Source organism: Aeromonas intestinalis (assembly GCF_054052485.1).
The window spans coordinates 26,706-50,175 of record NZ_JBSTYK010000004.1 but is presented as its reverse complement, the minus strand read 5'-3'; the positions used below and the strand labels follow the sequence as shown (position 1 = coordinate 50,175).

At 59.8% G+C, this 23,470-nt stretch carries 24 protein-coding genes; 13 read left to right on the top strand and 11 right to left on the bottom strand.

The genetic code is table 11. The features are described from left to right. Nucleotides 1-4 precede the first annotated feature (4 nt). On the top strand, nucleotides 5-388 hold the full coding sequence (locus ACW5W7_RS06305) for a DUF3461 family protein (RefSeq protein ID WP_349921355.1): 384 nt from the start codon (nucleotides 5-7) through the stop codon (nucleotides 386-388). Between the two features lie 248 nt (nucleotides 389-636). Here ACW5W7_RS06305 and ptsG read toward each other — a convergent pair whose 3' ends face one another. The 6 genes from ptsG to ACW5W7_RS06275 form a co-directional block, all read right to left on the bottom strand. After that, a complete protein-coding gene (ptsG, locus tag ACW5W7_RS06300; protein ID WP_349921354.1) occupies nucleotides 637-2,070 on the bottom strand; it encodes a PTS glucose transporter subunit IIBC in 1,434 nt (477 codons plus the stop codon). A gap of 428 nt (nucleotides 2,071-2,498) precedes the next feature. After that, nucleotides 2,499-3,479 carry a MalM family protein gene (locus tag ACW5W7_RS06295; RefSeq protein WP_456501139.1) on the bottom strand — a complete coding sequence of 327 codons (981 nt, stop codon included), beginning with the start codon at nucleotides 3,477-3,479 and terminating at the stop codon, nucleotides 2,499-2,501. Nucleotides 3,480-3,569: 90 nt separating this feature from the next. Continuing rightward, nucleotides 3,570-4,880: a maltoporin gene (locus tag ACW5W7_RS06290; RefSeq protein WP_456501138.1), complete on the bottom strand. Its 1,311-nt coding sequence runs from the start codon at nucleotides 4,878-4,880 to the stop codon at nucleotides 3,570-3,572. A gap of 522 nt (nucleotides 4,881-5,402) precedes the next feature. Beyond that, nucleotides 5,403-5,843: a flavodoxin gene (locus tag ACW5W7_RS06285; protein ID WP_456501137.1), complete on the bottom strand. Its 441-nt coding sequence runs from the start codon at nucleotides 5,841-5,843 to the stop codon at nucleotides 5,403-5,405. 185 nt (nucleotides 5,844-6,028) lie between these two features. Beyond that, nucleotides 6,029-6,775: a tRNA pseudouridine(65) synthase TruC gene (truC, locus tag ACW5W7_RS06280; RefSeq protein WP_456501136.1), complete on the bottom strand. Its 747-nt coding sequence runs from the start codon at nucleotides 6,773-6,775 to the stop codon at nucleotides 6,029-6,031. A gap of 95 nt (nucleotides 6,776-6,870) precedes the next feature. Beyond that, entirely contained in the window at nucleotides 6,871-7,206 is a 336-nt protein-coding gene (locus ACW5W7_RS06275; RefSeq protein WP_349921349.1) for a YqcC family protein, read from the bottom strand. 190 nt (nucleotides 7,207-7,396) lie between these two features. Between ACW5W7_RS06275 and ACW5W7_RS06270 the strand changes: the two genes are divergently transcribed. The 5 genes from ACW5W7_RS06270 to ACW5W7_RS06250 all read left to right on the top strand — a co-directional run bounded on the left by ACW5W7_RS06270 (nucleotide 7,397) and on the right by ACW5W7_RS06250 (nucleotide 10,336). Beyond that, a complete protein-coding gene (locus tag ACW5W7_RS06270; RefSeq protein ID WP_456501135.1) occupies nucleotides 7,397-8,437 on the top strand; it encodes a DUF3549 family protein in 1,041 nt (346 codons plus the stop codon). 94 nt (nucleotides 8,438-8,531) lie between these two features. After that, nucleotides 8,532-8,828 carry a DUF3301 domain-containing protein gene (locus ACW5W7_RS06265; protein WP_349921347.1) on the top strand — a complete coding sequence of 99 codons (297 nt, stop codon included), beginning with the start codon at nucleotides 8,532-8,534 and terminating at the stop codon, nucleotides 8,826-8,828. An 80-nt stretch (nucleotides 8,829-8,908) separates the two neighbouring features. Further along, nucleotides 8,909-9,145 (top strand): DUF2789 domain-containing protein, encoded by a 237-nt coding sequence (locus ACW5W7_RS06260; protein ID WP_349921346.1) that lies wholly within the window; start codon nucleotides 8,909-8,911, stop codon nucleotides 9,143-9,145. A 107-nt stretch (nucleotides 9,146-9,252) separates the two neighbouring features. Next, nucleotides 9,253-9,543, top strand: a complete 291-nt coding sequence (locus tag ACW5W7_RS06255) for a hypothetical protein (protein WP_456501134.1) — start codon at nucleotides 9,253-9,255, stop codon at nucleotides 9,541-9,543. 7 nt (nucleotides 9,544-9,550) lie between these two features. Further along, nucleotides 9,551-10,336 (top strand): Zn-ribbon-containing protein, encoded by a 786-nt coding sequence (locus ACW5W7_RS06250; RefSeq protein ID WP_456501133.1) that lies wholly within the window; start codon nucleotides 9,551-9,553, stop codon nucleotides 10,334-10,336. Between the two features lie 75 nt (nucleotides 10,337-10,411). Here the strand turns inward: ACW5W7_RS06250 and syd are convergent, their stop codons facing one another. After that, nucleotides 10,412-10,960 carry a SecY-interacting protein gene (syd, locus tag ACW5W7_RS06245; protein WP_456501132.1) on the bottom strand — a complete coding sequence of 183 codons (549 nt, stop codon included), beginning with the start codon at nucleotides 10,958-10,960 and terminating at the stop codon, nucleotides 10,412-10,414. Nucleotides 10,961-11,050: 90 nt separating this feature from the next. Here syd and queF point away from each other — a divergent pair, with 90 nt between their 5' ends. From queF to ACW5W7_RS06210, 7 genes are all read left to right on the top strand, one after another. Further along, entirely contained in the window at nucleotides 11,051-11,902 is an 852-nt protein-coding gene (gene queF, locus ACW5W7_RS06240) for an NADPH-dependent 7-cyano-7-deazaguanine reductase QueF (RefSeq protein ID WP_456501131.1), read from the top strand. A 115-nt stretch (nucleotides 11,903-12,017) separates the two neighbouring features. Then, nucleotides 12,018-14,288: a hypothetical protein gene (locus ACW5W7_RS06235; protein ID WP_456501130.1), complete on the top strand. Its 2,271-nt coding sequence runs from the start codon at nucleotides 12,018-12,020 to the stop codon at nucleotides 14,286-14,288. Nucleotides 14,289-14,370: 82 nt separating this feature from the next. Continuing rightward, a complete protein-coding gene (locus ACW5W7_RS06230; protein WP_349921339.1) occupies nucleotides 14,371-15,972 on the top strand; it encodes a GGDEF domain-containing protein in 1,602 nt (533 codons plus the stop codon). A gap of 157 nt (nucleotides 15,973-16,129) precedes the next feature. Beyond that, nucleotides 16,130-17,485 carry a nucleotide 5'-monophosphate nucleosidase PpnN gene (gene ppnN, locus ACW5W7_RS06225; RefSeq protein WP_349921338.1) on the top strand — a complete coding sequence of 452 codons (1,356 nt, stop codon included), beginning with the start codon at nucleotides 16,130-16,132 and terminating at the stop codon, nucleotides 17,483-17,485. 135 nt (nucleotides 17,486-17,620) lie between these two features. Next, a complete protein-coding gene (xni, locus tag ACW5W7_RS06220; protein WP_349921337.1) occupies nucleotides 17,621-18,436 on the top strand; it encodes a flap endonuclease Xni in 816 nt (271 codons plus the stop codon). A gap of 150 nt (nucleotides 18,437-18,586) precedes the next feature. Then, nucleotides 18,587-19,594 carry an isocitrate dehydrogenase gene (locus ACW5W7_RS06215; protein WP_349921336.1) on the top strand — a complete coding sequence of 336 codons (1,008 nt, stop codon included), beginning with the start codon at nucleotides 18,587-18,589 and terminating at the stop codon, nucleotides 19,592-19,594. 118 nt (nucleotides 19,595-19,712) lie between these two features. Next, on the top strand, nucleotides 19,713-20,156 hold the full coding sequence (locus ACW5W7_RS06210) for a hypothetical protein (protein ID WP_456501129.1): 444 nt from the start codon (nucleotides 19,713-19,715) through the stop codon (nucleotides 20,154-20,156). A gap of 112 nt (nucleotides 20,157-20,268) precedes the next feature. Here ACW5W7_RS06210 and rlmM read toward each other — a convergent pair whose 3' ends face one another. Genes rlmM through ACW5W7_RS06190 form a run of 4 tightly spaced genes read right to left on the bottom strand, consistent with a single transcriptional unit; the run spans nucleotide 20,269 to nucleotide 23,315 of the window. Then, nucleotides 20,269-21,363 (bottom strand): 23S rRNA (cytidine(2498)-2'-O)-methyltransferase RlmM, encoded by a 1,095-nt coding sequence (gene rlmM / locus ACW5W7_RS06205; RefSeq protein ID WP_349921334.1) that lies wholly within the window; start codon nucleotides 21,361-21,363, stop codon nucleotides 20,269-20,271. After that, a complete protein-coding gene (locus ACW5W7_RS06200; protein WP_456501128.1) occupies nucleotides 21,356-21,742 on the bottom strand; it encodes a DUF423 domain-containing protein in 387 nt (128 codons plus the stop codon). Before ACW5W7_RS06200 ends, rlmM begins: the two co-directional genes overlap by 8 nt. A gap of 24 nt (nucleotides 21,743-21,766) precedes the next feature. Continuing rightward, nucleotides 21,767-22,402 (bottom strand): alpha/beta fold hydrolase, encoded by a 636-nt coding sequence (locus ACW5W7_RS06195; RefSeq protein WP_456501127.1) that lies wholly within the window; start codon nucleotides 22,400-22,402, stop codon nucleotides 21,767-21,769. Continuing rightward, a complete protein-coding gene (locus ACW5W7_RS06190; protein WP_349921331.1) occupies nucleotides 22,395-23,315 on the bottom strand; it encodes a transcriptional regulator GcvA in 921 nt (306 codons plus the stop codon). The genes ACW5W7_RS06195 and ACW5W7_RS06190 overlap by 8 nt, the downstream gene beginning before the upstream one ends. Between the last annotated feature and the right edge of the window lie 155 nt (nucleotides 23,316-23,470).

The window sequence follows — 23,470 nt, the reverse complement described above, 5'->3', positions numbered from 1 at the left end:
CCCGATGTACGAGAATCTGAAGAGCCTGGGGATCCAGGATCCCGCCTCTGTCGACAGCTACACCCTGCGCCAGGAAGCCAACCACGATATCCTCAAGATCTACTTCAAGAAGCAGAAGGGCGAGTTCTTCGCCAAGAGTGTCAAGTTCAAGTATCCGCGCCAGCGCAAGACCATCCTCATCGATTCGGGTACCCATGAGTACAAGGATGTCACCGAGATCAACGCCAACCTCAAATACGTGGTGGATGAGCTGGACAACCTGACCCAGGGGCTGCATGTCCAGGCAGATCCGGACATCAAGCAGAAGATTTTGCGGGACCTGCGCCACCTGGAAAAAGTGGTGCAGAACAAGATCAGCGAGATAGAGCGGGATCTGGAGAAGCTATAAGCACTGCTCCATCGCAAAAAGAGCGCCATCAGGCGCTTTTTTTTATTGCCAGAGGCAGTGTGAATAACCACCACAGCAAATATAGGCAGTCAAACAATCTGAAAAGGATGAACGACCAGGCCTCACGAATGGCAGTCCGGACCTTGTCGATGCCGGGGAAGCCATGCTCCCCGCGACATGGCCGGATCCCGCCAGCAAAAAGGGAGGCTTGCGCCTCCCTTTTCGGAACTCTCGATGTCAGACAAGGATTAGTTGCTCTTCATCCAGATGTCCATTTCGGTTTTCAGGTTGTCGGACTTGGTGCCGAAGATGGCCTGAACACCGGAGCCAGCAACCACCACACCGGCAGCGCCCAGCTTCTTCAGACCCGCCTGGTCAACCTTGGCCACATCCTTCACACCGACACGCAGACGGGTGATGCAGGCGTCCAGGGAGGCAATGTTCTCTTTGCCACCGAAGGCGGTCACCAGGGCAGCAGACATCTCGTCCTTGCTCTGAGCGGCAGTGGATTCCTGCGCGGTTTCGTCTTCACGGCCCGGCGTCTTCAGGTTCATGGCACGGATGACCACGGTGAAGACCACGTAGTAGAGGACGGCGTAGACCAGACCCAGACCCACCAGCAGCAGCATGTTGTCGGCACGGGGGGATTGCACCACGAAGTCGATGAAGCCGTTGGAGAAGGTGTGACCGTGTACGATCCCCAGGGAGTTGGTCAGCACATAGGCCAGACCGGCCAGCAGGGCGTGGATGGCGTACAGTACCGGTGCCACGAACAGGAAGGAGAACTCGATAGGCTCGGTGATACCGGTCAGGAAAGAGGTCAGGGCGGCAGAAGCCATGATACCGACGATCTTGGCGCGGTTTTCCGGCTTGGCACTGTGCGCGATGGCAAAGGCAGCAGCAGGCAGACCGAACATCTTGAACAGGTAACCACCAGCCAGCTGGCCGAAGCCGTTACCGGCAGCACGGGAAGCGTCATCGGCGGTCAGGAAGCAGGTCATGATGCCGTGTACAGTTTCGCCAGCGGCATTGACACAGGTACCGGCCTGATAGAAGAACGGCACGTTCCAGATGTGGTGCAGACCGAACGGGATCAGGGAGCGCTCAACCACGCCGTAGATACCGAAGGCCAGTACCGGGTTCTGGTTGGCAGCCCAGTCGGAGAAAGCACCGATGGCCCCCCCTACCGGCGGCCAGATCACGGACAGGATCACGCCCAGACCGATGGAAACGAAACCGGTGATGATGGGCACGGCACGTTTACCGGCGAAGAAGCCCAAATACTCTGGCAGCTGGATCTTGTAGAAGCGGTTGAACGCCCAGGCGGCGACGCCACCGGCGAGGATACCACCCAGTACACCGGTATCGATGCTCTCGACACCCATCACAGGGGCCATGACCTTCAGGGTGGCGACCATGATGCCGTAGCCGACGATGGCGGACAGACCGGATACACCGTCGTTATTGGTGAAGCCAAGGGCCACACCCACGGCAAACAGCAGCGCCATCTGACCGAATACGGAACCACCGGCTTGCTCCATCAACTGGGATACAATTTCCGGCAACCAGCTGAAGTGGGCAGCACCCACCCCCAGCAGAATACCTGCAACAGGCAGGACGGATACGGGCAGCATCAGCGCCTTACCGACCTTTTGCAGATTAGAGAAAGCATTTTTTAACATGTGTGCGCTCCTGAATGGATTTGTTTCCGTACACGATCCAGCCAATTTATAGGTGACAGCGTTCGTCATCTGACCTTGTACTGAATTCGACCGGGTTTGCTTATTTTGACCAGCTGAATATAACCCAGCGATATCGGAATTTCTTCCATCGGGCAGAGGGGAATAATGAATTTGGAGGAGAGATCACAAGATATTACGAGAGGGCGGATTATCTAATTTTCAGAATATAATTCCGCATCTTTATAGTATTACGGATAAATATGAAGTGCTGTTTCCTATTGTATTTTAGAGAATCCCATTAATACACAAAGAAACTCAATGTAACCATTCGTAACACATTGCTATTTTCTATGATCTAGTCTAGCGATTAAAAAGGCCTCCAACAAGGAGGCCTCACATAAATATTATTGCTGACAAAATACGGTTATTTAGTTCTTTTGCGAACGCTTCACCGCATCGATAAAGACCGACTTCGCCTTGGTCGAACCGGCCCGTTCGGCCTCGCTCACCAGTTGCATCGCCTTGTCGATATCACCGACCTTGACCGCCTTCTCGATCTGGTTGTTGTAGAAGGTTTCGGTCTCGCTCAGCATGGCGGGAGCCGGCTTGCTGGGGGCGGCCACCACGGCAGCGGTCGTGGCAGTGGCCGCCGTCGCCACCACGGCGGTGGTAGCCGGTTTGGCCTTGCTCATCTCCACCTTGTCGGCATATTCGGGCTTGAACACGGCCTCGAGGCCCTGGCTCTTGGCCATGTCGACGGTCTTGATCTGTACCAGGCCCCAGGGCGAGTGCGGGATGACGGGGTCGGCAATATCCGGCTCGACGGTGTGATTGGCACGGGCAAAGGCCTTGGCCGGGTGCAGTATGGTGGTGCTGCCGGCGAGCTCAGTGGCCGGGGCATAGACCACCATGTAGGCTTCGCTTGCGGGGTTGCCCGGCATGCTGCGATCGACGAACACCCGACCTTCGATGCGATCGTTGTCAAGCAGGTGGGCCGGCTGGTAACTGAACACAGATTCACCCAGCACGCGGGTGACCTTGAATTGGGAGTCCAGCATGATCACCTTGGGGATCAGCACCGTCTTGCTGACCTGGGAGGCAAGCGTGATGGCCAGGTTGCCGGTGTTGATCGGCAGACGATAGGCGGCAAAGTAGCTCATGCCCTCGTCAAACTGATAACTGGGCTGCTTGCCATCGATGGCCAGCAGCGTGTCTCCCTCTGGCAGGGCGACATAGTTGAATTCGTTGAATCCTTTGCAGCAGCTGGTCGCCTGGGCGAGCACCTGTTTGGCCTCATCGGCATTACTCAGGATGGACGCATGCTCTTGCACGGGGACTACCATGCTACCGGAACAACCGGCCAACAGCGCGGTAACCACGGCCGCGATAGACATCTTTACCAGTTTCATTCTTCTTATCTCCATAACCCGATGGCCATATCCGACGAAACAAAACTGCCCCCAGAAGGGGGCAGTGACTAACTTAACTTAAAGAACGGCTTACCACCAAGCTTCTGCTTGAACACCCACTTGCCAGGTATCCTTGGAGGTGTTGCCTTCGAAGACTTCATTGTCTTCGGTGTTTTCCAGGTAGGAGGCGAACACGCGGATCTCCGGACGGGCCCAGAAGCTGGCGCCAGCAGACCAGGCCTGAGCCAGGGTCAGCTTGTAGCCACCGTCTTTGTCAGACGCAGCACCATTGGTGTAGCTGGTCTTGTCCTTGAAGTAGCCGCCTTCGAAGATGGTCTTGTTGAAGTCATCCCACTTGTACATCGGGCGCACGACGGCGGAGAAGGTCTCGGCCTTGTCGTTGCCATCCCACATCTCGTTGCCTACCCCGTAGACCAATTGGTGACCCATCTCCCAGGAGTTGCCCATCGGGATAACGCCCCAGTTGATGATACGGTAGCCATCGGCACCGTCTTTGGCTTCGGCACCGTACCAGGAGCCATCACCGTAGTAGGCCATGGTCTTGGAGTAGCCTTCGGTACCGTACTGCAGCACGGTCTTGTTGAAGCCACCGAAGATGCCCTGGGTCAGCTCGGCAGTCAGCATGACGCCGTCTTTCATGTTGTCGTTTTTCAGATCTTTCTGGGCGTCGGTCTCGTTGACCATGGCGTACATGACGCCCACTTCCAGAGAGCCGTCTTGCCACAGCGGGATGCCGGCATAGCGCGCATCAAAGGTGTTGACGTTCAGATCTTCATTCTTCTGGTACACACCCGGGCTGGTCTGGGTGTACTGACCGAATACATCGGCCGCGCTGCGGTCGTTGCGAACCCAAGCCAGGGAGATCTTGCCAGGACCGGCCTGGATGCCTTCGATACCGGCGCCGGCACCGGAGATGTTCCAGTAGTAGAAGTCAGAGATGTGAATGTCGTGACGTTGGTAGTAACGCTTACCGGCCCAGAGGGTGGCTTCCGGTGCAAAGCCCAGCAGGCCCTTGGCCTGGACGTTGAACTGGCGCAGGGCAAAGTCGGAGTCACCGTTGCACTGTTTGGCGTCGAAGTTACAGACGGTACCGGTACCTTCCCAGTCATTAGAACCGTTGGAAGACATGGCGAACATGGAATCTACGTAGAAAGTCTTGCCGTCCTTATTGAAGACTTCCTGACCCAATTGCACTTCACCGTAGGTGTCGTTTTCGTTACCCAGACGACCTACTTTGTTGACGTTGTATTTAACCATGTCCCCGTCACCGGAAACACCGACACCTGAACGGAAGTAGCCGTGGAAATCAACGGCGAAGGCGGCTTGGGAAGCCAGGGCAGCGGTTACTGCTGCTGCAATCGGGAGCCACTTTGCTTTCATTTTCATTTTCCTTATTCCCGCTGGGAGTGTGATCCTGAATATTCAAGTTCTTATCACCGTAAAAACGTTTTGGTGATAACCGGGGTCGATTATAAGTAGCCAATTTCGCGACAAACATGAGCTGATTCACAAAATGCTGACAAATCGCTCGCCCGAGACCCTGGCAGCAAAAAAACCATAAAAAACAGAGAAACAAAGCAACCTATCACCACAAAAAATGAAATAAAAGAAAAAACACACCCTTGAAATCGATTTCAAATATTAATTCTCGATGAGAATTAAGCCATCAAATGCCAACTCCGTTGCAAAAACATGACTGAAATCGCTTTCAATGAGGAACTTTTAATTTTCTGATTTGTCGCCGTGCCGATTAATAACGAGGATAAGCAGGTCGTTTTTCAGGGAAAAAATAACCTGACAAGTTGAGGGATATATTTGAAGAGAAGGTTAAGTGAGTCCCAAAATAACGATCCCCCGGGATGGTTCCACGGGGGATAATTTCCAACGGCCGAGAGAGAAAAATTAAAGCCTGTCTTCCCAGGTTTTCAGCCAGGCCAGGGCTGCGACTTCAGGTTCATCTTCCACCGTCGCATCGATCTCCAGCCTGGGTACCAGGGCCTCGGCCGCCAGCTCCTGCAGCAGGCCATCCAGCCTGCGACCCGCCCCGCAAAAATGTTCGTAGCTGCTGTCACCCATGGCGATGAGGGCATAACGCCACCCCTTCATATAAGGGGCACCGTCGCTCAGGGCACTGGCAAAAGATTGCAGATTGGGGGGGATGTCCCCCTGCCCCGTGGTCGCGGTGACAACCAGCAAGAAGCGAGAGGCATCGATGTCGGCCAGCTCGGCCTCATCGAACAGATGACAAACATGGCCCTTGGCCTGCAGATGGTCGCTCAGGGTTTCGGCCACCAACATGGCCGAACCGTAGACGGTGCCGACCAGGATATCGATCTCGGCCATCAGCGCACCTCCCCATGGGGTAAGTGAGACAGGCATGCGGGCACGCGGGGAGCACAGGCCTTGGCAACAGGCCGGGCGTAGGGGGTAACTGGCAGGGTATCTTGTTGAATCATCACCTGTTCCTCTGACTGACGTGGTCTACAGCATGCCACAGCCCGGCCAGAGGCAACAGATGATAAAGGGGGTCAGAGGGCGTAGTCGCTCTCGCTGGCGGGCCAGCCCAGCTTGGCAAACAGCTCCAGCACTTGCGGCCCGAGCGGTGCCTGGATCCGCATCGGCACCTTGAGCACAGGGTGCTCGAGGCTCAAGCGATGGGCCACCAGCAGCAGGCGATCACAGCCATAGTGCTCGCGGAAGAAGCGATTGTGGCGGCCGTCGCCATGAGTGGTATCACCGACGATGGGGTGGAACAGGTGATCCAGATGGCGACGCAGCTGATGCTTGCGTCCCGTCTTGGGGAAGAGCCGCACCAGGCTGTAGCGACTGGTGGGGTGCTTCTTGGAGACGGCATGGGGCAACTCCACCTGATGGAGACGGCGAAACGCCGTCACCGCCTCCTGGGCCGGGCGATCGGGATCGCTCATGGCGTCGGCTATCTTGTCCAGCTGCTCCTTGAGCGGGTAATCGATGAGCCCCTGCTCCGGCGCCCAGCCACGTACCAGCGCCAGGTACTCCTTCTGCACACGGCGAGCGGCGAAGGCCTCGGTCAGGGTGCGGGCCACCGCAGGATCCAGCGCAAACAGCAGCACCCCGGAGGTGGGTCTGTCCAGCCGGTGCACCGGGTAGACATGGCGCCCGCCGATGAGATCCCGGGTCATCTGCATGGCGAAGCGGGTCTCGGCCTTGTCGAGCCAGCTGCGATGCACCAGCAGACCGGACGGCTTGTTCACCGCCACCAGCCAGTCATCCTGATAAAGCAGGGTTAACTTCATAAAAATACCACCAAATGGCAATAACTCGATACGTTATATTGGCATGGAGCTGTGAAGCCGGATCTCGTCGCGAGGCGCCACACCGGCCATCAGCCTCATTGCTCCACTATCTTGCCGGAGAGCAGCAGATCAAAGCGGCCGATGAGACGCAGCAGCCCCTCCACCTCGGCCAGCTCCTCTTTATAGACTTCGCTCGCCATGGGATAGAGGGAGATGCTGGTCGGCAGCGGTGCCTGCAGCATCACCAGCTGTTCCATGCGCGGGATCAGCACGAACTGCAGCCACTGATCAAAGCTCAGGGTATCGACGCAAAACGGCAGCTCGCTGGCGAGGGCGTCACTCCCCGGGTGTTCCGCTTGCCAGCGCTCAAGGCGCTGCAACTCGGCGGTCAGTTCTCCCAACAGTCCGGCTACCAGCAGATATTGACTCATCTCGACCTCCTCTTCATCGCGGGGCCCACCCGACCAGGGGGCCGCACTCATCAAACATGCCTATCAAAAAGGGGCGCTACTATACACCGCCCCTCCCCCGGCTGCCACGGCCCCGTCATGTTCACCCCGGGTTGGCTATCGGGTGCGGCCTCCTTATAATCGCCGACATCACTCTCTGCCGGATCCCCTCATGTCTGCCACTCCCCCCAGCATCAACACGCTGACCGAATTCCTGACCCAGGCCAATACCCAGTTCCAGTTGTTCGACATGGGCCGCCAGGTGCGCCCGCTGGCGAGCGATCACTTCTCGCGCATCGAGCAGCAACAGGAGCCCTACCCCTGGCCCTTGCAGCAACACGCCTGGCTCGCCGTGCACTTCTTCCAGCCGGATGAAGCCAGACACTATCTCTGGTTCCTCAAGTTTGCCCTCGATGAGCGCGGCCTGCTCATGGCCGCCGGTCCCAAGCACTTCATGGATCAGGTGGTCGAGACCCTGGGTTACAAGCTGACCGGTGAGCTGGACGAGGAGAAGGCCGAGCGGCTGGCCGAGAACCCCTACACCTTCCGCCCGGCCGAAGCCAAGATGGCAAGCCTGCACGCCAAGCTGGCCCGCCAGCTGGAGCAGGCTCCCTCCACCTACTTCGATGCCCTCTGCCACTATCTGGCGGCGCCCGGAGAAGAAGGCTGGCAGACCCTGGGGCTGCAAGGCTTCGCCGATCTGGCCGAACGCCTGCAGGATGAGCGCAACCTCGCGCTGGTGTGCAAGGCGCTGCCCAGATTGCCCGATGCCCCGCTCTATGCCTTGTGTCAAAGCCTGGAGAACGCTCCCCTGCCCCCGGCGCTGCAAGGGGCCCTGCTCGAGCGGATTGGCAAGGAGCAGGAGTGCGCGGCCCCCAATGCCGAGACCCTGGCCTACCTGTGCCGGGCGCTCGCCGCCTGCAATGGCAACAGCCTGCGCACCAACAAGCTGCTGACCCTGCTGCAAACCCAGCCGAGCCCGGCCCTGCTGCTCGCCATCGCCGGTCGACTCTGGCCCGATCTGGCCACCCCGGCGCTGCTGAGTCTGTTCCTGGAGCAACTTGCGCTGCAGCCCACCCAGTTTTTCAATCAGGTCTTTGCCGAGCTGGTCACCCTGCCGGCCCTGCGAAATGATATGCTGGCCAGGCTGCGTGATCCCGAGCGTAGCGACGCGCTCGGTCAGGCCATCGGTCGGCTGTTCGCCTCGGCCTAGGGCTGCGAGTTTACCGGCATGATCGCCAGGCGCCCCCAACGGGTCGCTTGGCGATCGGCCATCACAGATGATGTTCAGCACAAGGAACCCGCTGATGGGAGAAATGCTCGGAATCCTGCTCCTGCTGCTTGCCGGTGGCGCCTTCTGGCAACAACGCCGTCAGGCAGAAATCGCCTGGCAATACATGAGACGCTACTGCCAGCACCACGATCTGCAGTTGCTCTCTCTGGCCCGCAGCCACAGGGCGCTGGGGCACAAGCCGCTGCGTCTGCTCACCTATTACCAGTTCGAGTTCTCAAGCGATGGCGAGAGCCACTATCAGGGCCAGCTCTGCATGCAGGGGCTGCACGTGGTCGGGGTCGAACTGCCACCCCATCGCATACCGTCCTGACCCCTGATACAGGGCGGTACCTGCCCACGGGGCGGGCCAGTCTGGCTATAATTTCGAAAATCCCGCCAAGGAGAGACGAAATGGAACTGCTGACCCACGACATGGCCGCCCTCTTCGCCCAACTCGGCCTTGCCAATGACGAGATGAGCCTGCACCGCTTCATCCGCGAGCACAGCCTGGACAACCAGACCCTGCTGCCCGAGGCCAGCTTCTGGAACCCGGCCCAGGCCGGTTTCCTGCGCGATGCCCTCTGGCATGATTCGGACTGGTCGGAAGCCATCGACCAGCTGGATGTGATGTTGCGCCAGCCAAATTAACGCAGCCCCATCGCGCCTGCTTTCCTGACGGGCAGGCTTTGTTTAAGCTCTCTCCTCTTTAATCCCGCAGCAAGACGACCCCCGTCAGGTCGCAGTGAGAAAATCAGATGTCAGCCCAAGAGATCATCCGCATTGCCAACGAGCTGAGCGCCAAGGGGATCACCCCCTCCACCGCCATGGTCAAGGCTCGCCTCAGCCAGCCCGTGCCCATGGCCGAGCTGCTCAAGGTGTTGAGCCAGTGGAAGCAGCAGCCGCATGCGGTCGAACCTGCCGCCGAACCCGCGGCGGCGCAGCCCCAACCCGATGGGATCAACCTGCAAGTCCTGAGCGATCAGCTCAACCGCCTCGAACAGAAAGTCGATCGCCTGACCGCCCTGCTGTTGCAGCGCGCGGAATAAGGGCACCATGTACATCCTCGAACTGCATTTCGAATGCTATCGCGACACCTCCCTCGGCGAGGCCGAAGCCGCCATCGTCAATTATCTCGACATGTTGCGCTACCAGGGCCAGATCCTGGGGCGGGAGTTTCCCACCAGCATGCAGGAGGGCTGCTTCATCAGCCGGGTGGTCTGCCCGGAGCAGGACAGCCTGCACCCTGACAACCAGAGTGAACAGGTTGCCCTGGCCGAACAGGGCCTGCACCAGGCCGGGCTGCTGGCCCCCAAGGTACAGTTGCAGGGCATGGACTTGCTCTCAGACAGCACGGATCCCTGTGGCCAGGATGGTGAGCAGCCCAGCTGGATGCTGCTCTATACCAGTTTCCTGCACAGTTGCTCGCCCCTGCGCTGCGGTGACCACTTCGCCCCTATCCCACTTTATCGCCTGCCCGCCATCGCCAACGGCGATCACAAGCAGATCATCAAGTGGCAGGAGGACTGGGAGGCCTGCGACCAGTTGCAGATGAATGGCTCCATCGCCGAACACGCCGCCCTGCACGAGATTGGCGAGGTGGGAAGCCGACTGCACCGCCGTGGCAGCGATCTGGTCAAACGGCTGGAGGCCCTCTCCGGCATCCCGACCTACTACTACCTCTATCGGATCGGCGGCCTGAGTGCCGAGGAGGAGCGTCGTCGCCCCTGCCCAGGCTGCGGCGGCGACTGGACACTCGCCGCGCCCCTGCACGAGATCTTCGACTTCAAGTGTGATGGGTGCCGCCTCGTCTCCAATCTCTCCTGGGATTTCAAGGATTGACCCACGCTCGCTAACCCGTCGTTTCAAAATAGGAGGCCCTTGCCGGATGGCGAGGGCCTCCTGGTCAGTGACCGCTCACTGGGGCAAGGTTTCCAGCCGCGCCAGGAAGGCGGGCAGCGAGGGGGCCAGGGTCAGGCGGCGGCCGGAATCCAGCCATTCCAGCCACACCTGACCGGTTTCGTTGTCAAGCGACACCAGAGTCATCTCGTTGCGGGTCGTGGCGATAAAGAGCGACGGCGAGCGCTTCAATTTGCGCAGCATCAGCAGGTGGCCGATGAGGTTTTCCTTGAGCAGATCCAGATCCGCTTCGTTCCAGGGCAGGATGAGCTCGATGCGCAGCCCCTTGTAGAGGCAGGGAAGAGGGCGGCTGAACCAGTGGCCGAACAGGGCGATGGCGGCGGGATGCAGGGTCAATTCCAGCGCCTCGTTCATGGCGCCGAAGTCCGCCGGGTCAGGACGCTGCTGCGGGCGCCAGGCGACCTTGCCCTCCTTGGGGCCGTCCAGTTCGCAAGGGGAGCGCCAATCCGCCTCCCAGTCACACAGAGGCAACCCTCGCCTCGCCTCACCATCGCGCTGCCAGCGTAAAAAAAACTGCCCAAGGGCAGACAAGACTTGATCCGACATCGAAATCCCCCACAATAACGACCCCAAATAGCCGCGCTGAATGACCGAAAAATCCGGCTATTGCACCATCAAACTCCTGGGCAGACAAGCATGAGCAAACAAGAGAGATACGCGGGCGCCAGCGCGCTGCAGGGCCTGAGCCTGGGCCAGCAGGCGGCCTATATCAGCCAGTACACCCCGAGCCTGCTGCAACCCGTGCCCCGCAGCCTGAACCGTGACGACCTCGGTCTGGGCGAGGCGGACTTGCCCTTCAAGGGCTGCGACGTCTGGACCCTGTATGAGCTCTCCTGGCTCAATGCCAGGGGCAAGCCCGTGGTGGCCCTCGGCGAGGTCTCAGTCCCGGCCCAAAGCCCGAATCTTATCGAGTCCAAATCGTTCAAGCTCTACCTCAACTCTTTCAACCAGACCCGCTGCGACTCCATGGACGCGGTGCAGGCGATGCTGACCCGGGATCTGAGCGCCTGCGCCGGTGCGCCGGTTCAGGTCACCCTCTTCCCCCTGGACCAGGCGCCTCATCAGATAGCCAGCCTGCCCGGTGAGTGTATCGATGAGCAGGATATAACGATCGACCACTACGAGTTCGACGAGACCCTGCTGCAAGGGGCCGCAGGCAGCGAGATCGTCGAAGAGACGCTGCACAGCCACCTGCTCAAATCCAACTGCTTGGTCACCAGCCAGCCGGACTGGGGCTCGCTGGTGATCCACTACCACGGCCCGCGCCTTGATCGGGAGAAGCTGCTGCGCTACCTCATCTCGTTTCGCCAGCACAATGAATTCCACGAGCAGTGCATCGAGCGCATCTTCATGGATCTCAAGCACTTTTGCCGCCCGGTTCAGTTGACCGTCTATGCCCGTTACACCCGCCGTGGCGGGCTCGACATCAACCCCTTCCGCAGCGACTGGGAGCCGGTTCCCGCCAACCTGCGGCTCATCCGCCAATGAGCGCCGGATGCATTCATGGAAGGGGTTTCTGATGCCTTTCGTCCCTCAGTAAATGGTGGACGCACAGGGGTCGGCTTGGATAACATGCCTGCACCCCTGTGCCGCTCTTAATCCAATGAATCAACTGTTTTTTCTGGCAATGATGATGACCTCCCTGTCGGCTCCGGATCTGGATCTGGCCAAGGAGCAATTGTCGATCGATCTGCAGCAGGCCCAGACCCTGGTGCTGACCGATCCCGCCAGATGCGTTCAGTTGGCCTCCTCCTTCCTCGAGCGCACCACCAATAATCCCAAGCAGATCATCAGCAATCGCCAGGAATATGGCTATCGCGAGCCCATGCTCAATTACGGCACCGCCACCCAGGCAACCGGCGCCCACCTGCTGAAAGGAGAGTGTCTCGATCAGCTGGGAGAATACAAAGAGGCCCAGGCGTCCCTCGACCGGGGCATCGTCCTCGCCAAGAAAGAGCAACAATTCGAGCTGGAGGCCCATGGCCTCTACCTCAAGATCCGCAGCCAGAACATGCTGCAGGGTTCCCACAACGCCAGCGCCATCCTGCTCGATGACCTGGACAAGCTGCTGACCAACCCCAGCCTCAAAGAGAGCCAGCTTCAGGTTTACAGCCGCCTGCTTCACATCAACGCCAGCATCGAGGGGCAAAGGTTCGACATCGCCAAGCAGCAGTTGGCCGACGCCAGGATCTGGGCCGAACAGGCACGCAACCCCCTCTCTCAGGCCTGGGTCAGCGCCGTCGGCGGCGATCTCTACCATGCCCTCAAGCAGCCCCAGCTCGCCCTCGGTGAATACATCGATGCCCAGCAACAGGCCAGAGGCGTGCAGGATCCCCTCTTCCTCGGCCTGCTGTCGAACCAGATGGTCAAGCTCTACCAGGAAGAGCAGGAGCCCCAGAAGGCGCTGCAGTACGCCAATGAGGCCGCCAACTACTTCCACGCCCTCGGCAACCCATCCCTGCTGAGCGATGCACTGATCGTACTGGCCGGCCTCAACCGGGAACAAGGTGAGATGAACATGGCGCTGGTCTACTTCTTCAATGCGCTGGATCTGCTGGACGAGGGCAGCGATCGCACCCGTATCGCCCACCTCAAGTTCGAGATAGGCAAGACCTATCTGCAGACCGGCAACCTGACGCTGGCCCGCAACTACCTCAACGCCGCCCGCCAATCCCACGAGCTGGGAGATGACAAGTCATCCCTCATCGATACCCTGCTGCTGCTCGGTGAACTGCACCTCAAGCAAAAGGAGGCGGCCATCGCCATCCTGCAGTTGGAGAATGCCCTGAGCCTCGCCAATCGCACCGGCGACATCCGCCGCCAGCTGAATATTTTCCGCCTGCTGGCCATCGCCTATGAACAGAAGGGCTACCTCAAGCAGGCGCTGGACAGCTACAAGCAGTACCATCAGCGCAGTGAACTGGTGCGTCAGCAGCAACTGGATCTGGAGCAGGAGGCGGTGCGTGACAACTATGCCCAGGTGGAGCGAGCCCAGCAGGTCAAGGAGCTGGAAAGCAAGCTCGATGCCAGTGAGCATCAGCAGGAGCGCTACCTCTGGTCCAGTGTCAGTACCGGCCTGCTGCTGGCGCTCTTCATCTATCTGTTCTTCACCCTCTGGCTCAAGCTGCGGGTCGCCCGCCTGAGGGTAAAACAGCTGGAGGAAGCGCTTCTCATCGAACCGCGCAGCGGTCTTGCCAACTGGCAACGGCTGATGAGTCGCTGGCCGCGGGAGATGGCCAAGCGCCAGCAAAAATCCGAGCGTTGGTATTTAAGTGAACGTACCGACAGCGAATTTGATGACAAGCTGCATTACCTGCTGTTCCGGGTACCTTTCCTGGTCAGCGCTCTGGAACAGCACGGCTATCAGGTCAGCCGGGAGATAGAGCAGGCCTTTGGCGACTACGTCAACAAGCTCACGCCCCGGGACGGTCGGATCTACGACCTGCGCGAGGGGCATCTGCTCTATGTGGTGCCACAGCGCCACGTAGCCCATTTGCACCAGCTGGCACAGGAGCTGCTGGCAAGCCTCGCCGCCTTCCCCTGCGACTACGAACTGGACAGGCACATCAGCCTTGGGATCGTCAGCCACCCCTTCCTCCCCAAGGCGGCGACGGCCCTCGATCATCACGGCCTGTTCGACCTCTGCTATCTGGCACTGTCCGGAGCCATGCAACTCAGTGAAAAACACCAGCAAAACGCCTGGTTGGAGCTGGCTGCCATCGATTGTCAGCAGGCCGCATTCTTTAATGGTGATGTGTGGCAATGCGGCTTGATGGCGATTGACAAGGGACTGGTAAAAGTAAATTCTTCTCATGAAAAGCAATGGGTTAACTGGCAAGCACTCACACGGACGAAAGTGCTGGATAATCCGTAAAAAAGGTACTCAACGGGGTCTTTCATTGGCTTACTGTTGCTGGACGACACAAAACGATAATGACAACAGGGCGACCTGAACAATGAATGATATCGCTGCCGTAACAGGACAACTGGCAAGACTCAGGGAATCCCTCCAGCAGAAACAGCAGGAGCTCGATGGCATGGCCTCGTTCTCCGATGCCGAACGAACCCGCGGCATCCAGTTTATCGGCAAACTGATGCAAGCCTGCCACGGCCACGATCGTGAACTGGACAACCGCCTCGCCAAGCTCAAGCAGAAACTGGATGGCAACCCTCCCCTCTCTTCACTCGATGGCGACCTGGCGCTCATCGAGAAGCTGCTGCAACAACACAGCAACGCGCTGGAGGAGTCCATCGGGCTGACCCTGTCCGCCATCGAACTCGGCAGCAAACAGCTCAAGCAGCTCAAGGGGTTCCCGGAAGAGAGCCGTCGCTCCCTCAAGGAATTTTTGGCGAGCCCCAAGGGTTATGGCATCGGCGATCATCAGAAGAAGGTGATCCGCTTGCTGGAGTTCTACCAGCAGGCCATCAAGATCCAGCTGCTGCCTCGCCAGCCACTGCTCGCCCCGACCCAGGAGATGACCACTGAACTCTCCTCCCCCGAGGCGTCCGATCCCTTCGATGTGAAGGCCCATGCCCAGATTGCCGACGAGTTGCAGCGACTCATCACCGAACTCGACTTCGCCGGCGCAGTCGGCGAGAGCCTGGCAGACATTCGCCGCCAGTTGCTGAATGGCGTCACACCGCAGTTGCTGGCGGAGATCTGCCTGCAGATCATCGAGCTCATCATCGAGGGCACCCGGGAGGAGCGCAAATCCTCCCAGACTTTCCTCAGCACCCTGAACGAGAGCCTCTCTTCGGTCCATTTCGGCTTCACCGAATCCCTGGACGAAGGGCGGGCCCTGCAAAATGCCTCCCATCTGAGCGGACAGGCCCTGGAACGGGAGCTGACGGCCATCGATCAGACCCTGACCATCCATGACTCGCCGGCAGCCCTCAAGGGGGCCATCGGCGAGCACCTGGATACCATCCGCCGCCTGCAACAGGAAAGAGAGGCCATGGCGGGACGCGAGCGCCATCTGCTGACCCATCTCTCCAACATGGAAGCCAAGTTGCGGCTGATGAAGGAGGAGACCGCCGAGTACAAGAAGCGGCTCACCATCCAGAAGCACAAGCTGTTCCTGGACAGCCTGACCCAGGTACACAACCGGGCGGCGCTGGATGAGCGGATCGAGCTCGAATACAAGCGCTGGCTGCGCTACGGCACCCCCTTGTGTCTGGCCATCATCGACATCGATCACTTCAAGAACATCAATGACAACTACGGCCACATGGCCGGTGACAAGGCATTGAAAGTGGTCGCCAAGGCGCTGCAGAAGGCCTTGCGGGACACCGACTTCATCGCCCGCTTCGGGGGGGAGGAGTTCGTGGTGCTGCTGCCGAACATCAATCCGGACAAGTACTTCAAACCCCTCGAGAACCTGCGCCAGACCGTCAAGAACATTCCGTTCAGGTTCAGGGACACCCGGGTCGAGATCACCATCTCCATCGGTGCCACCCTGTTCCGCCCGGGTGATCACGCGACGGATGCGTTCGAACGGGCCGACAAGGCGCTCTACAGCTCCAAGCATTCGGGACGGGATCAGGTCAATCTGGCCTGAATCCGGCCTGACTGCCGGTCAAAAAGCGCACAAACGCACTCGCCCCCTATTCCCCTTCCCACCTCCTTGCCTCTACTATCGAAGACGAGGGATGCTGTTGCATCCCGTTCTCTCCCCAGGGAAAACACAACGATAACAAGCGAGTGAAGGGGAAATTATGATCACCCACATCAATCCAGTCGGCAGCATGGACTTGCTGTCACAACTCGAGGTGGACCGCCTCAAGCAGACCGCCTCCAGCGATATCTATCAACTGTTTCGTAACTGCTCGCTGGCGGTACTCAACTCGGGCAGTCACACCGACAGCTCCAAGGAGATACTGGAGCGCTTCAAATCTTTCGATATCCACGTGATCCGGCGCGAGCGCGGGGTCAAACTCGAGCTGTTCAATGCCCCCGAGCATGCCTTCGTCGATGGCGAAATCATCCGCGGCATCCAGGAACATCTCTTCTCCGTGCTGCGCGACATCCTCTATGTCACCACCCAGCTGGAGTCCAACCGCCAGGTCAACATGACCAGCTCCACCCATATCTCCAACGTGGTGTTCGCCATCTTGCGAAACGCCAAGGCGATCCTGCCAGGGGCCGATCCCAACATGGTGGTCTGCTGGGGGGGTCACTCCATCAACGAGGTGGAGTACCAATACACCCGTGCGGTGGGCAATGAGCTGGGGCTGCGGGAACTCAACATCTGCACCGGCTGCGGCCCGGGTGCCATGGAGGGCCCCATGAAGGGAGCCGCCGTCGGCCACGCCAAGCAGCGGGTGCGCAACGGCCGCTACATCGGCCTGACCGAGCCCTCCATCATCGCCGCCGAGCCGCCGAATCCCATCGTCAACGAGCTGGTGATCCTGCCGGACATCGAAAAGCGGCTGGAGGCCTTCGTGCGCCTCGGTCACGGCATCATCATCTTCCCGGGCGGCGTCGGCACCGCCGAGGAGCTGCTCTATCTGCTCGGCATCATGATGCACCCGGCCAACGAGCGCCAACCCATCCCCATCGTGCTGACCGGCCCCAAGGAGAGCGCCGACTACTTCCGCGCCATCGACGATTTCGTCAAGGCCACCCTGGGCGAGACGGCCACCAGCCTCTATCGCATCATCATCGGCGATGCGCCCGAGGTGGCGCGGGTCATGAAAGAAGCCATGCCCAAGATCCGCGAGTACCGCAAGTCGGTGGGGGATGCCTACTCCTTCAACTGGTCCCTGCGGATAGAGCCCGAGTTCCAGCTGCCGTTCGAGCCGGATCACGCCAGCATGGCGAGCCTGGATCTGCACCGCAACCAGCCACCCCAGCTGCTGGCGGCGAACCTGCGCCGCGCCTTCTCGGGCATAGTCGCGGGCAACGTGAAGGAAGGCGGCATCCGCGCCATCGAGAAGAAGGGGCCCTTCAAGATCCACGGGGACAAGGAGCTGATGCACCTGATGGACAGGCTGCTGGAAAGTTTCGTCAAGCAGCAGCGGATGAAGCTGCCTGGCAGCCAGTACATTCCCTGCTACGAGATCGTGAAATAGGCAAGCGCGAATACGCGATGATCCAGAGAGGAGCCCAGAGGCTCCTCTTTCATTATCAAGACCTTGTGTCAAGAGAGGGTTAGCATCATGCCCCCCAGTTGTTACAATGGGCTCCCAGATCTGCGAGAGAGCCCCATGTCACAGCCCAGGCCACACCTGCTCATCATCGATGCCCTCAACCTCATCCGCCGCCTGCATGCCGTACAGGCCCAGCAGGGGCTCACCCCGGTCCAGGCGCTGCTCGCCACCCGGGCCAACCTCATCAATACCTGCAAGAAGCTGCTGGCGGCCAGTGAGCCGACCCACGCCATCGCGGTCTTCGATGGGGAGAGCGATGTGCAGAGCTGGCGCAAGGGGATCTATCCGGCCTACAAGGAGGGGCGAACCCCCATGCCGGCAGAGTTGAAAGAGGGATTGTCCGAGCTGCAGGATGCCTTCTGGGAGTGCGGCGTCGATGCGCTGCTCTCCGAAACCGACGAAGCGGACGATCTCGTCGCCACGCTGGCCTGCGGGGTGGCCCAGCACGAGGCAAGGGCCACCATCATCTCCACCGACAAGGGGTTCTGCCAGCTCATCTGCCCGCAGATCCAGGTTCGGGATCATTTCAACAAGCGCTGGCTGGATGCGGCCTTCGTCCAGCAGCAATATGGGGTCGCCCCCGCCCAGTTGGTGGACTTCTGGGCGCTGACCGGCATAGGCGGCTCCAACATCAAGGGGGTCCCCGGCATCGGCCCCAAGACGGCAACCCAGCTGTTGCAGCAGCACGGGGATCTGGCCAGCCTGCTCATCGCCTGCGAGCAGGAAGACGCAGGCAAGGCCCTGCTCAAGCTGCGTCAGCACAAAGACGAAGCCCTGCTGGCCCAGCGGCTGGTCAGGCTGCAGCGAGACATCCCCCTCGGCTTCAACCTGAAAGATATCCGCTACCCGCCCCAGCCCGACACGATCCCATGAGTGAAAACCGGCCAGCATAACGCCCATCTCTGGCCTGGCTGACTGTTGATATAAATGGGAGATATGTAAAGAAACATGGAGAAAGTGGTGCAAAAATGGTATAAAACCGCCGAATCCTCCCCCTCTGTCCCCTAGAAGTGGATACGCCTCATGTCAAAAAGAAAAATTACCGTCATTCCGGGCGACGGCATCGGCCCCAGCATCATCGAATCCGCCATCCAGATCCTGACCCACGCCGGTTGTGATTTTGACTACGAATACGCAGACGCCGGTCTGGTCGCACTGGAGAAGCACGGCGAACTGCTGCCCCAGGCTACCCTGGATCTGATTGAGAAGAACAAGGTCAGCCTGAAGGGCCCGCTCACCACCCCGGTCGGCGGCGGCTTTACCTCCATCAACGTCTCCCTGCGCAAGAAGTTCAACCTCTACGCCAACGTACGCCCCGTCATCTCCTTCAAGGGCACCAAGAGCCGCTACGACAACATCGATATCATCACGGTGCGTGAGAACACCGAAGGCATGTACTCGGGCGCCGGCCAGAAGCGCAGCAGCGACAACCAGAGCGCCGAGGCGATGAGCATCATCACCCGCGACGGGGCCGAGCGCATCGTCACCTTCGCCTTCGAGCTGGCACGCCAGGAAGGGCGCAAGAAGGTCACCATCATTCACAAGGCCAACATCCTCAAGTCCACCTCGGGCCTGTTCCTGGAAGTGGCGCGGGAAGTGGCCAGTCGCTATCCGGACATCCAGAGCGAAGAGATGATCGTCGACGCCGCCTGCATGAACCTGGTGATGTACCCGGAGCGTTTCGATGTCATGGTCACCACCAACCTGTTTGGCGACATCCTCTCGGATCTCTGCGCCGGTCTGGTGGGCGGGCTCGGCATGGCGCCGGGTGCCAACATCGGTGAAGGGGCGGCTATCTTCGAGGCAGTACACGGCTCGGCGCCGGATATCGCGGGCAAGAACATCGCCAACCCGACCTCGGTGATCCTCGCTTCCATCCAGATGCTGGAGTATCTGGGGATGCAGGACAAGGCCGAGCGTATCCGCGATGCGGTACGAGCCACTATCGAATCCGGTGATCGCGTGACGCGGGATCTCGGGGGCTCAGCCTCCACCAGCGAGTTCACCCAGGCCATCATCGACCGCCTGTGATTGCGAGCAACTCATTGATTTAAAAAGGGAGCTTAGGCTCCCTTTGTTTTATCCCGGATCCCCCTACCCCCCTCGCCAGATGAATACTATGTTCAAAGGGAGGATAAGGAGATCCACTATGCGCGTGACCTTCATCTTGCTGTTTTTCAGCAGCGCTGCCATGGCCCTGGACAGGCCCATCGACAATGCTTGGCTGACACCGCCGCCCCAGCAGGCCGAACCCGCCAAGCAGGTCTGGCAATCCACCGTGGATACCAATGACTTGCTCCAGGCCCCCAAACCTCTCTCTTTTGGCGTGGACGTCATGACCGACAGCAATGGCTCCCGCACCATCACCCCCTACCAGAAACTGAATCTGACCGCCGAGAAGAGCGTGACTCTTTCCTTCGAGAAGCAGAAACCCAGGATCAAGTTCAATGTCAGCGGCATCAATACCGCCGTCAAACTCAGGGGAGATGGAGTCAAGATGCAGTTCAACCCGAGCGACAAGACCATTCCCCTGCAGGTGGAGCTCAAGCTCACGGATGACGAGTCCATGATGCGGGTCGACTATCGCTTCTGATGGTCCCAGATAGCACGAAACCGGACGGGGTGGCCCGTCCGGTTTCGTTTTTATCGCTTATGCCATCGACCCCATGAGCCCTTCTCGGGCGCAGAGGACATCGGCGGGTAGCTTATGCCTTGGCTTCCAGCTTGGAGACCCAGTACTTGTTGTAGACGTGTACCGTGATCTCTTCACGATCGTGATAGAGCTGCTTGGCCTGGATGACGAAGGCGTTGTCGATCTCCTTGAGCAGACCGCGCAGCACCTCGATATTGTGCACCGCTTCGGCGTAGCGCTTCTTCATCGGCAGCTTGAGGTTGAACATCGCCTCCTGGCAGTCGTTCTCCCTGAACCAGTCGGCCACCATGTGAGTCACCCGGGCCGGCTTGTCCACCATGTCGCATACCAGCCAGTAGATGTTCTTCTTGCTCGGCCGCCAGACGAAGCCATCGTCACGGATGTGCTTGACCTGACCGGTGTCCATCAGGGATTGGGCCATCATGCCGTTGTCCACCGCGGTCACCATCATGCCACGGCGCACCAGCTGATAGGTCCAGCCACCCGGGCAGGCACCGAGATCCACCGCCTTCATGCCGGAGGTGAGACGCAAGTCCCACTCTTCCTTCGGCACGAACACGTAGAAGGCCTCTTCCAGCTTGAGGCTGGAGCGGCTCGGGGCATCCGCCGGGCAGCGCAGACGCGGGATGCCCATGTGGAATTCGGAGTTGTTGAACGAGTAGGAGTAACCCAGCATCAGGTGGTCGTTCGCCAGGAAGAAGGCGTGGAACACCGGGCGGTGCGGCGTCTCCTTCTTGGTCAGAATATCCTTGCCGCGCAAGGCCTGGCGCAGGGGCACGGTGAACTTGCGGCAGAAGGCCGACAGCTCTTTCGCCTCGTTGGTATCGGCGGTTTCCACCCGCAGATCGCCGCAGATGGCGTACTCACTGGCCGCCTCCAGGATGGGGGTGACCCGATCCGAGAGACTCAGATCTTTGAGCTCATGGGTCACTACCAGCATCTGGCGGATGAAGATGAGCTCACGGAACGGCAGCTTGCGCGCCAGCAGATCCGCCTGCTCCTCGTCATACAACTCGAAGATCACATAACCGCTGTCGTCCTTGACCCGGGCGAAACCGTAGCACTGCATGTTGCCGGCACGCTCGGTGATCTCTGCCGCCGCCTCTTTCTCAAAACCCGGGCGGCAATACAGCAGCAGATTATTCATTCTTTCCTCCAAGACGACAGCCGGCCCATATCAGAGCCGCCCATCCCAACATAAAACAGAGGCCACCGGCCGGGGTGATGAGCCCCAGCCCCTTGCTGCCAAGCAGCACCATGGCATAAATACTGCCGGAAAATCCCAGGATCCCCAGCACAAACGCGGTACCGGTGAAGGTGATCACCTTGCCGCGCACCCCGCACCAACCCAGGATCAACAGGGCCAGTGCGTGAAAAAATTGATATTGCACGGCGGTATGAAACGCCGCCAGACGCTCGGGACTGATCCCGGTCGCCGCCAGTCCGTGGGCCCCATAGGCCCCCAGCATGGTGGCCGTCAGGCCGAAGAACCCGGCCAGTACCAGCCAGTGTCGCTGGATATGCATCCTTCTCTCCTTGTTATCAAGCGATCAGCCCCGGCTCGGGGTAGCCGTGATGAAGTCTCTCATGCTGTCCGCGGCCAGCCGCAGGTTATCCTGCTCGCTGAGCCCGCTCGCCTTCCTCGGCTTGAAGCCATGGTCACCATCGGTCAGCCAGTGGACCGATACGGCGGGTGAGAAGGGGAAGTCAGCCAGTTCGACGCGAGTGCCGAAGGTGTCGCGCTCCCCCTGCAACAGCAGGGTCGGCGTCTTGATTTGCTTGAGCACCTCGCCCCGCCAGCTGTCGGGCTTGGCCGGGGGGTGGAAAGGATACCCGAGAATGAGCAATCCTGCAGCATTCATCTCGTCGGCAATTTCCGCCGCCATCCGTCCCCCCATGGATTTGCCCGCCACAAACAGCCTGGAATGGGCAAAGGCCTCCGCCATCTCCCGCCAATGGGCGAGCAGCACGGGCTGCCGGTCCGGCGGGCGGCGCTTGCCATCCAGGGCGCGCTTGCTCATGTAGGGGAAATTGAAACGCACGACCTCGATATCCGGCCCCGCCAGCAGGGCCGAGAGCCGGGCGAGGAAATCGTGCTCCATGCTGGCACCGGCACCATGGGCCAGCAGAATGCGAACGGGGGCGTCGCTCGCCCCCTCCCGGATCACATTCAGCGCCTCAGCCATCGGCGAGTCGGGCCCGCCGGCGGGCCTCCTCCTGCTCCACCAGCTCCAGCATCCAGTCGCGAAAGGCCACTATCTTGCCCTGATCGGACTGCTGCTCCTGGCACACCAGGTAGAAGGCGTTCTTGCTCACCAGCACTTGCTCGAACGGGCAGATAAGGCGACCCGCCTCGATCTCCGGCTGGGCCAGCACGCTGTGGCCGAGCGCCACCCCCTGGCCATGGATGGCCGCCTGGATCACCATGGTGGAGTGGCTGAAGATGGGCCCCTGGTTCACGTTGGGCGCATCGATATCGAGCTGACGGAACCAGGCCTTCCAGTCGCGGCGGGAGGTATCGTGCAGCAGGGTATGGCGGGTCAGATCCTCCGGCGTGCGCAGGGGCTTGGGGCCGCTCAGCAGCAGAGGGGCACAGACCGGGATCAGATACTCGGTATGCAGCTTGTCCGAGCGCAGCCCCGGCCAGTTGCCGCGACCGTAATAGATGGCCACGTCCACATCGTCGGTGAGGGACCCTTCGTCCATGTCGACCGCCTTGATCCGCACGTCGATATCCGGGTGACGCTCGCTGAATTTCACCAGCCTTGGCACCAGCCACTGGATGGCGAAGCTCGGCTGCAGGCTGACGGTGAGCGCCCCCTTGGCGCTGCGGGCCAGCAACTTGTCAGTGGCCTCGGAGATGGAGGCGAAGATGTCCTTGATGTCGAGGAAGTAGCTCTGACCCTCTTCGGTCAGCAGCAGGGAACGGTTCTTGCGGCGAAACAACTTGATGCCGAGATACTCTTCCAGCGCCTTGATCTGGTGGCTGATGGCGGCCTGAGTCACGAACAGCTCTTCCGCTGCCCGGGTGAAACTCAGGTGACGAGCCGCTGCTTCAAACGCTTTCAGTGCATTGAGCGGAGGTAAACGACGAGACATGGGATCGGCCGACGATGAATTTTTCTAATGGGGCGCATTATAAATTGTCGGTTGCGGGTCGACCAGTGAATAAACATAATTCGCCTCGCAATCAGTTGTCATATGGCTCGCATTCTTTGCTTCCATGTTGGTTTACATGTGGTTTTTGTGAGCGA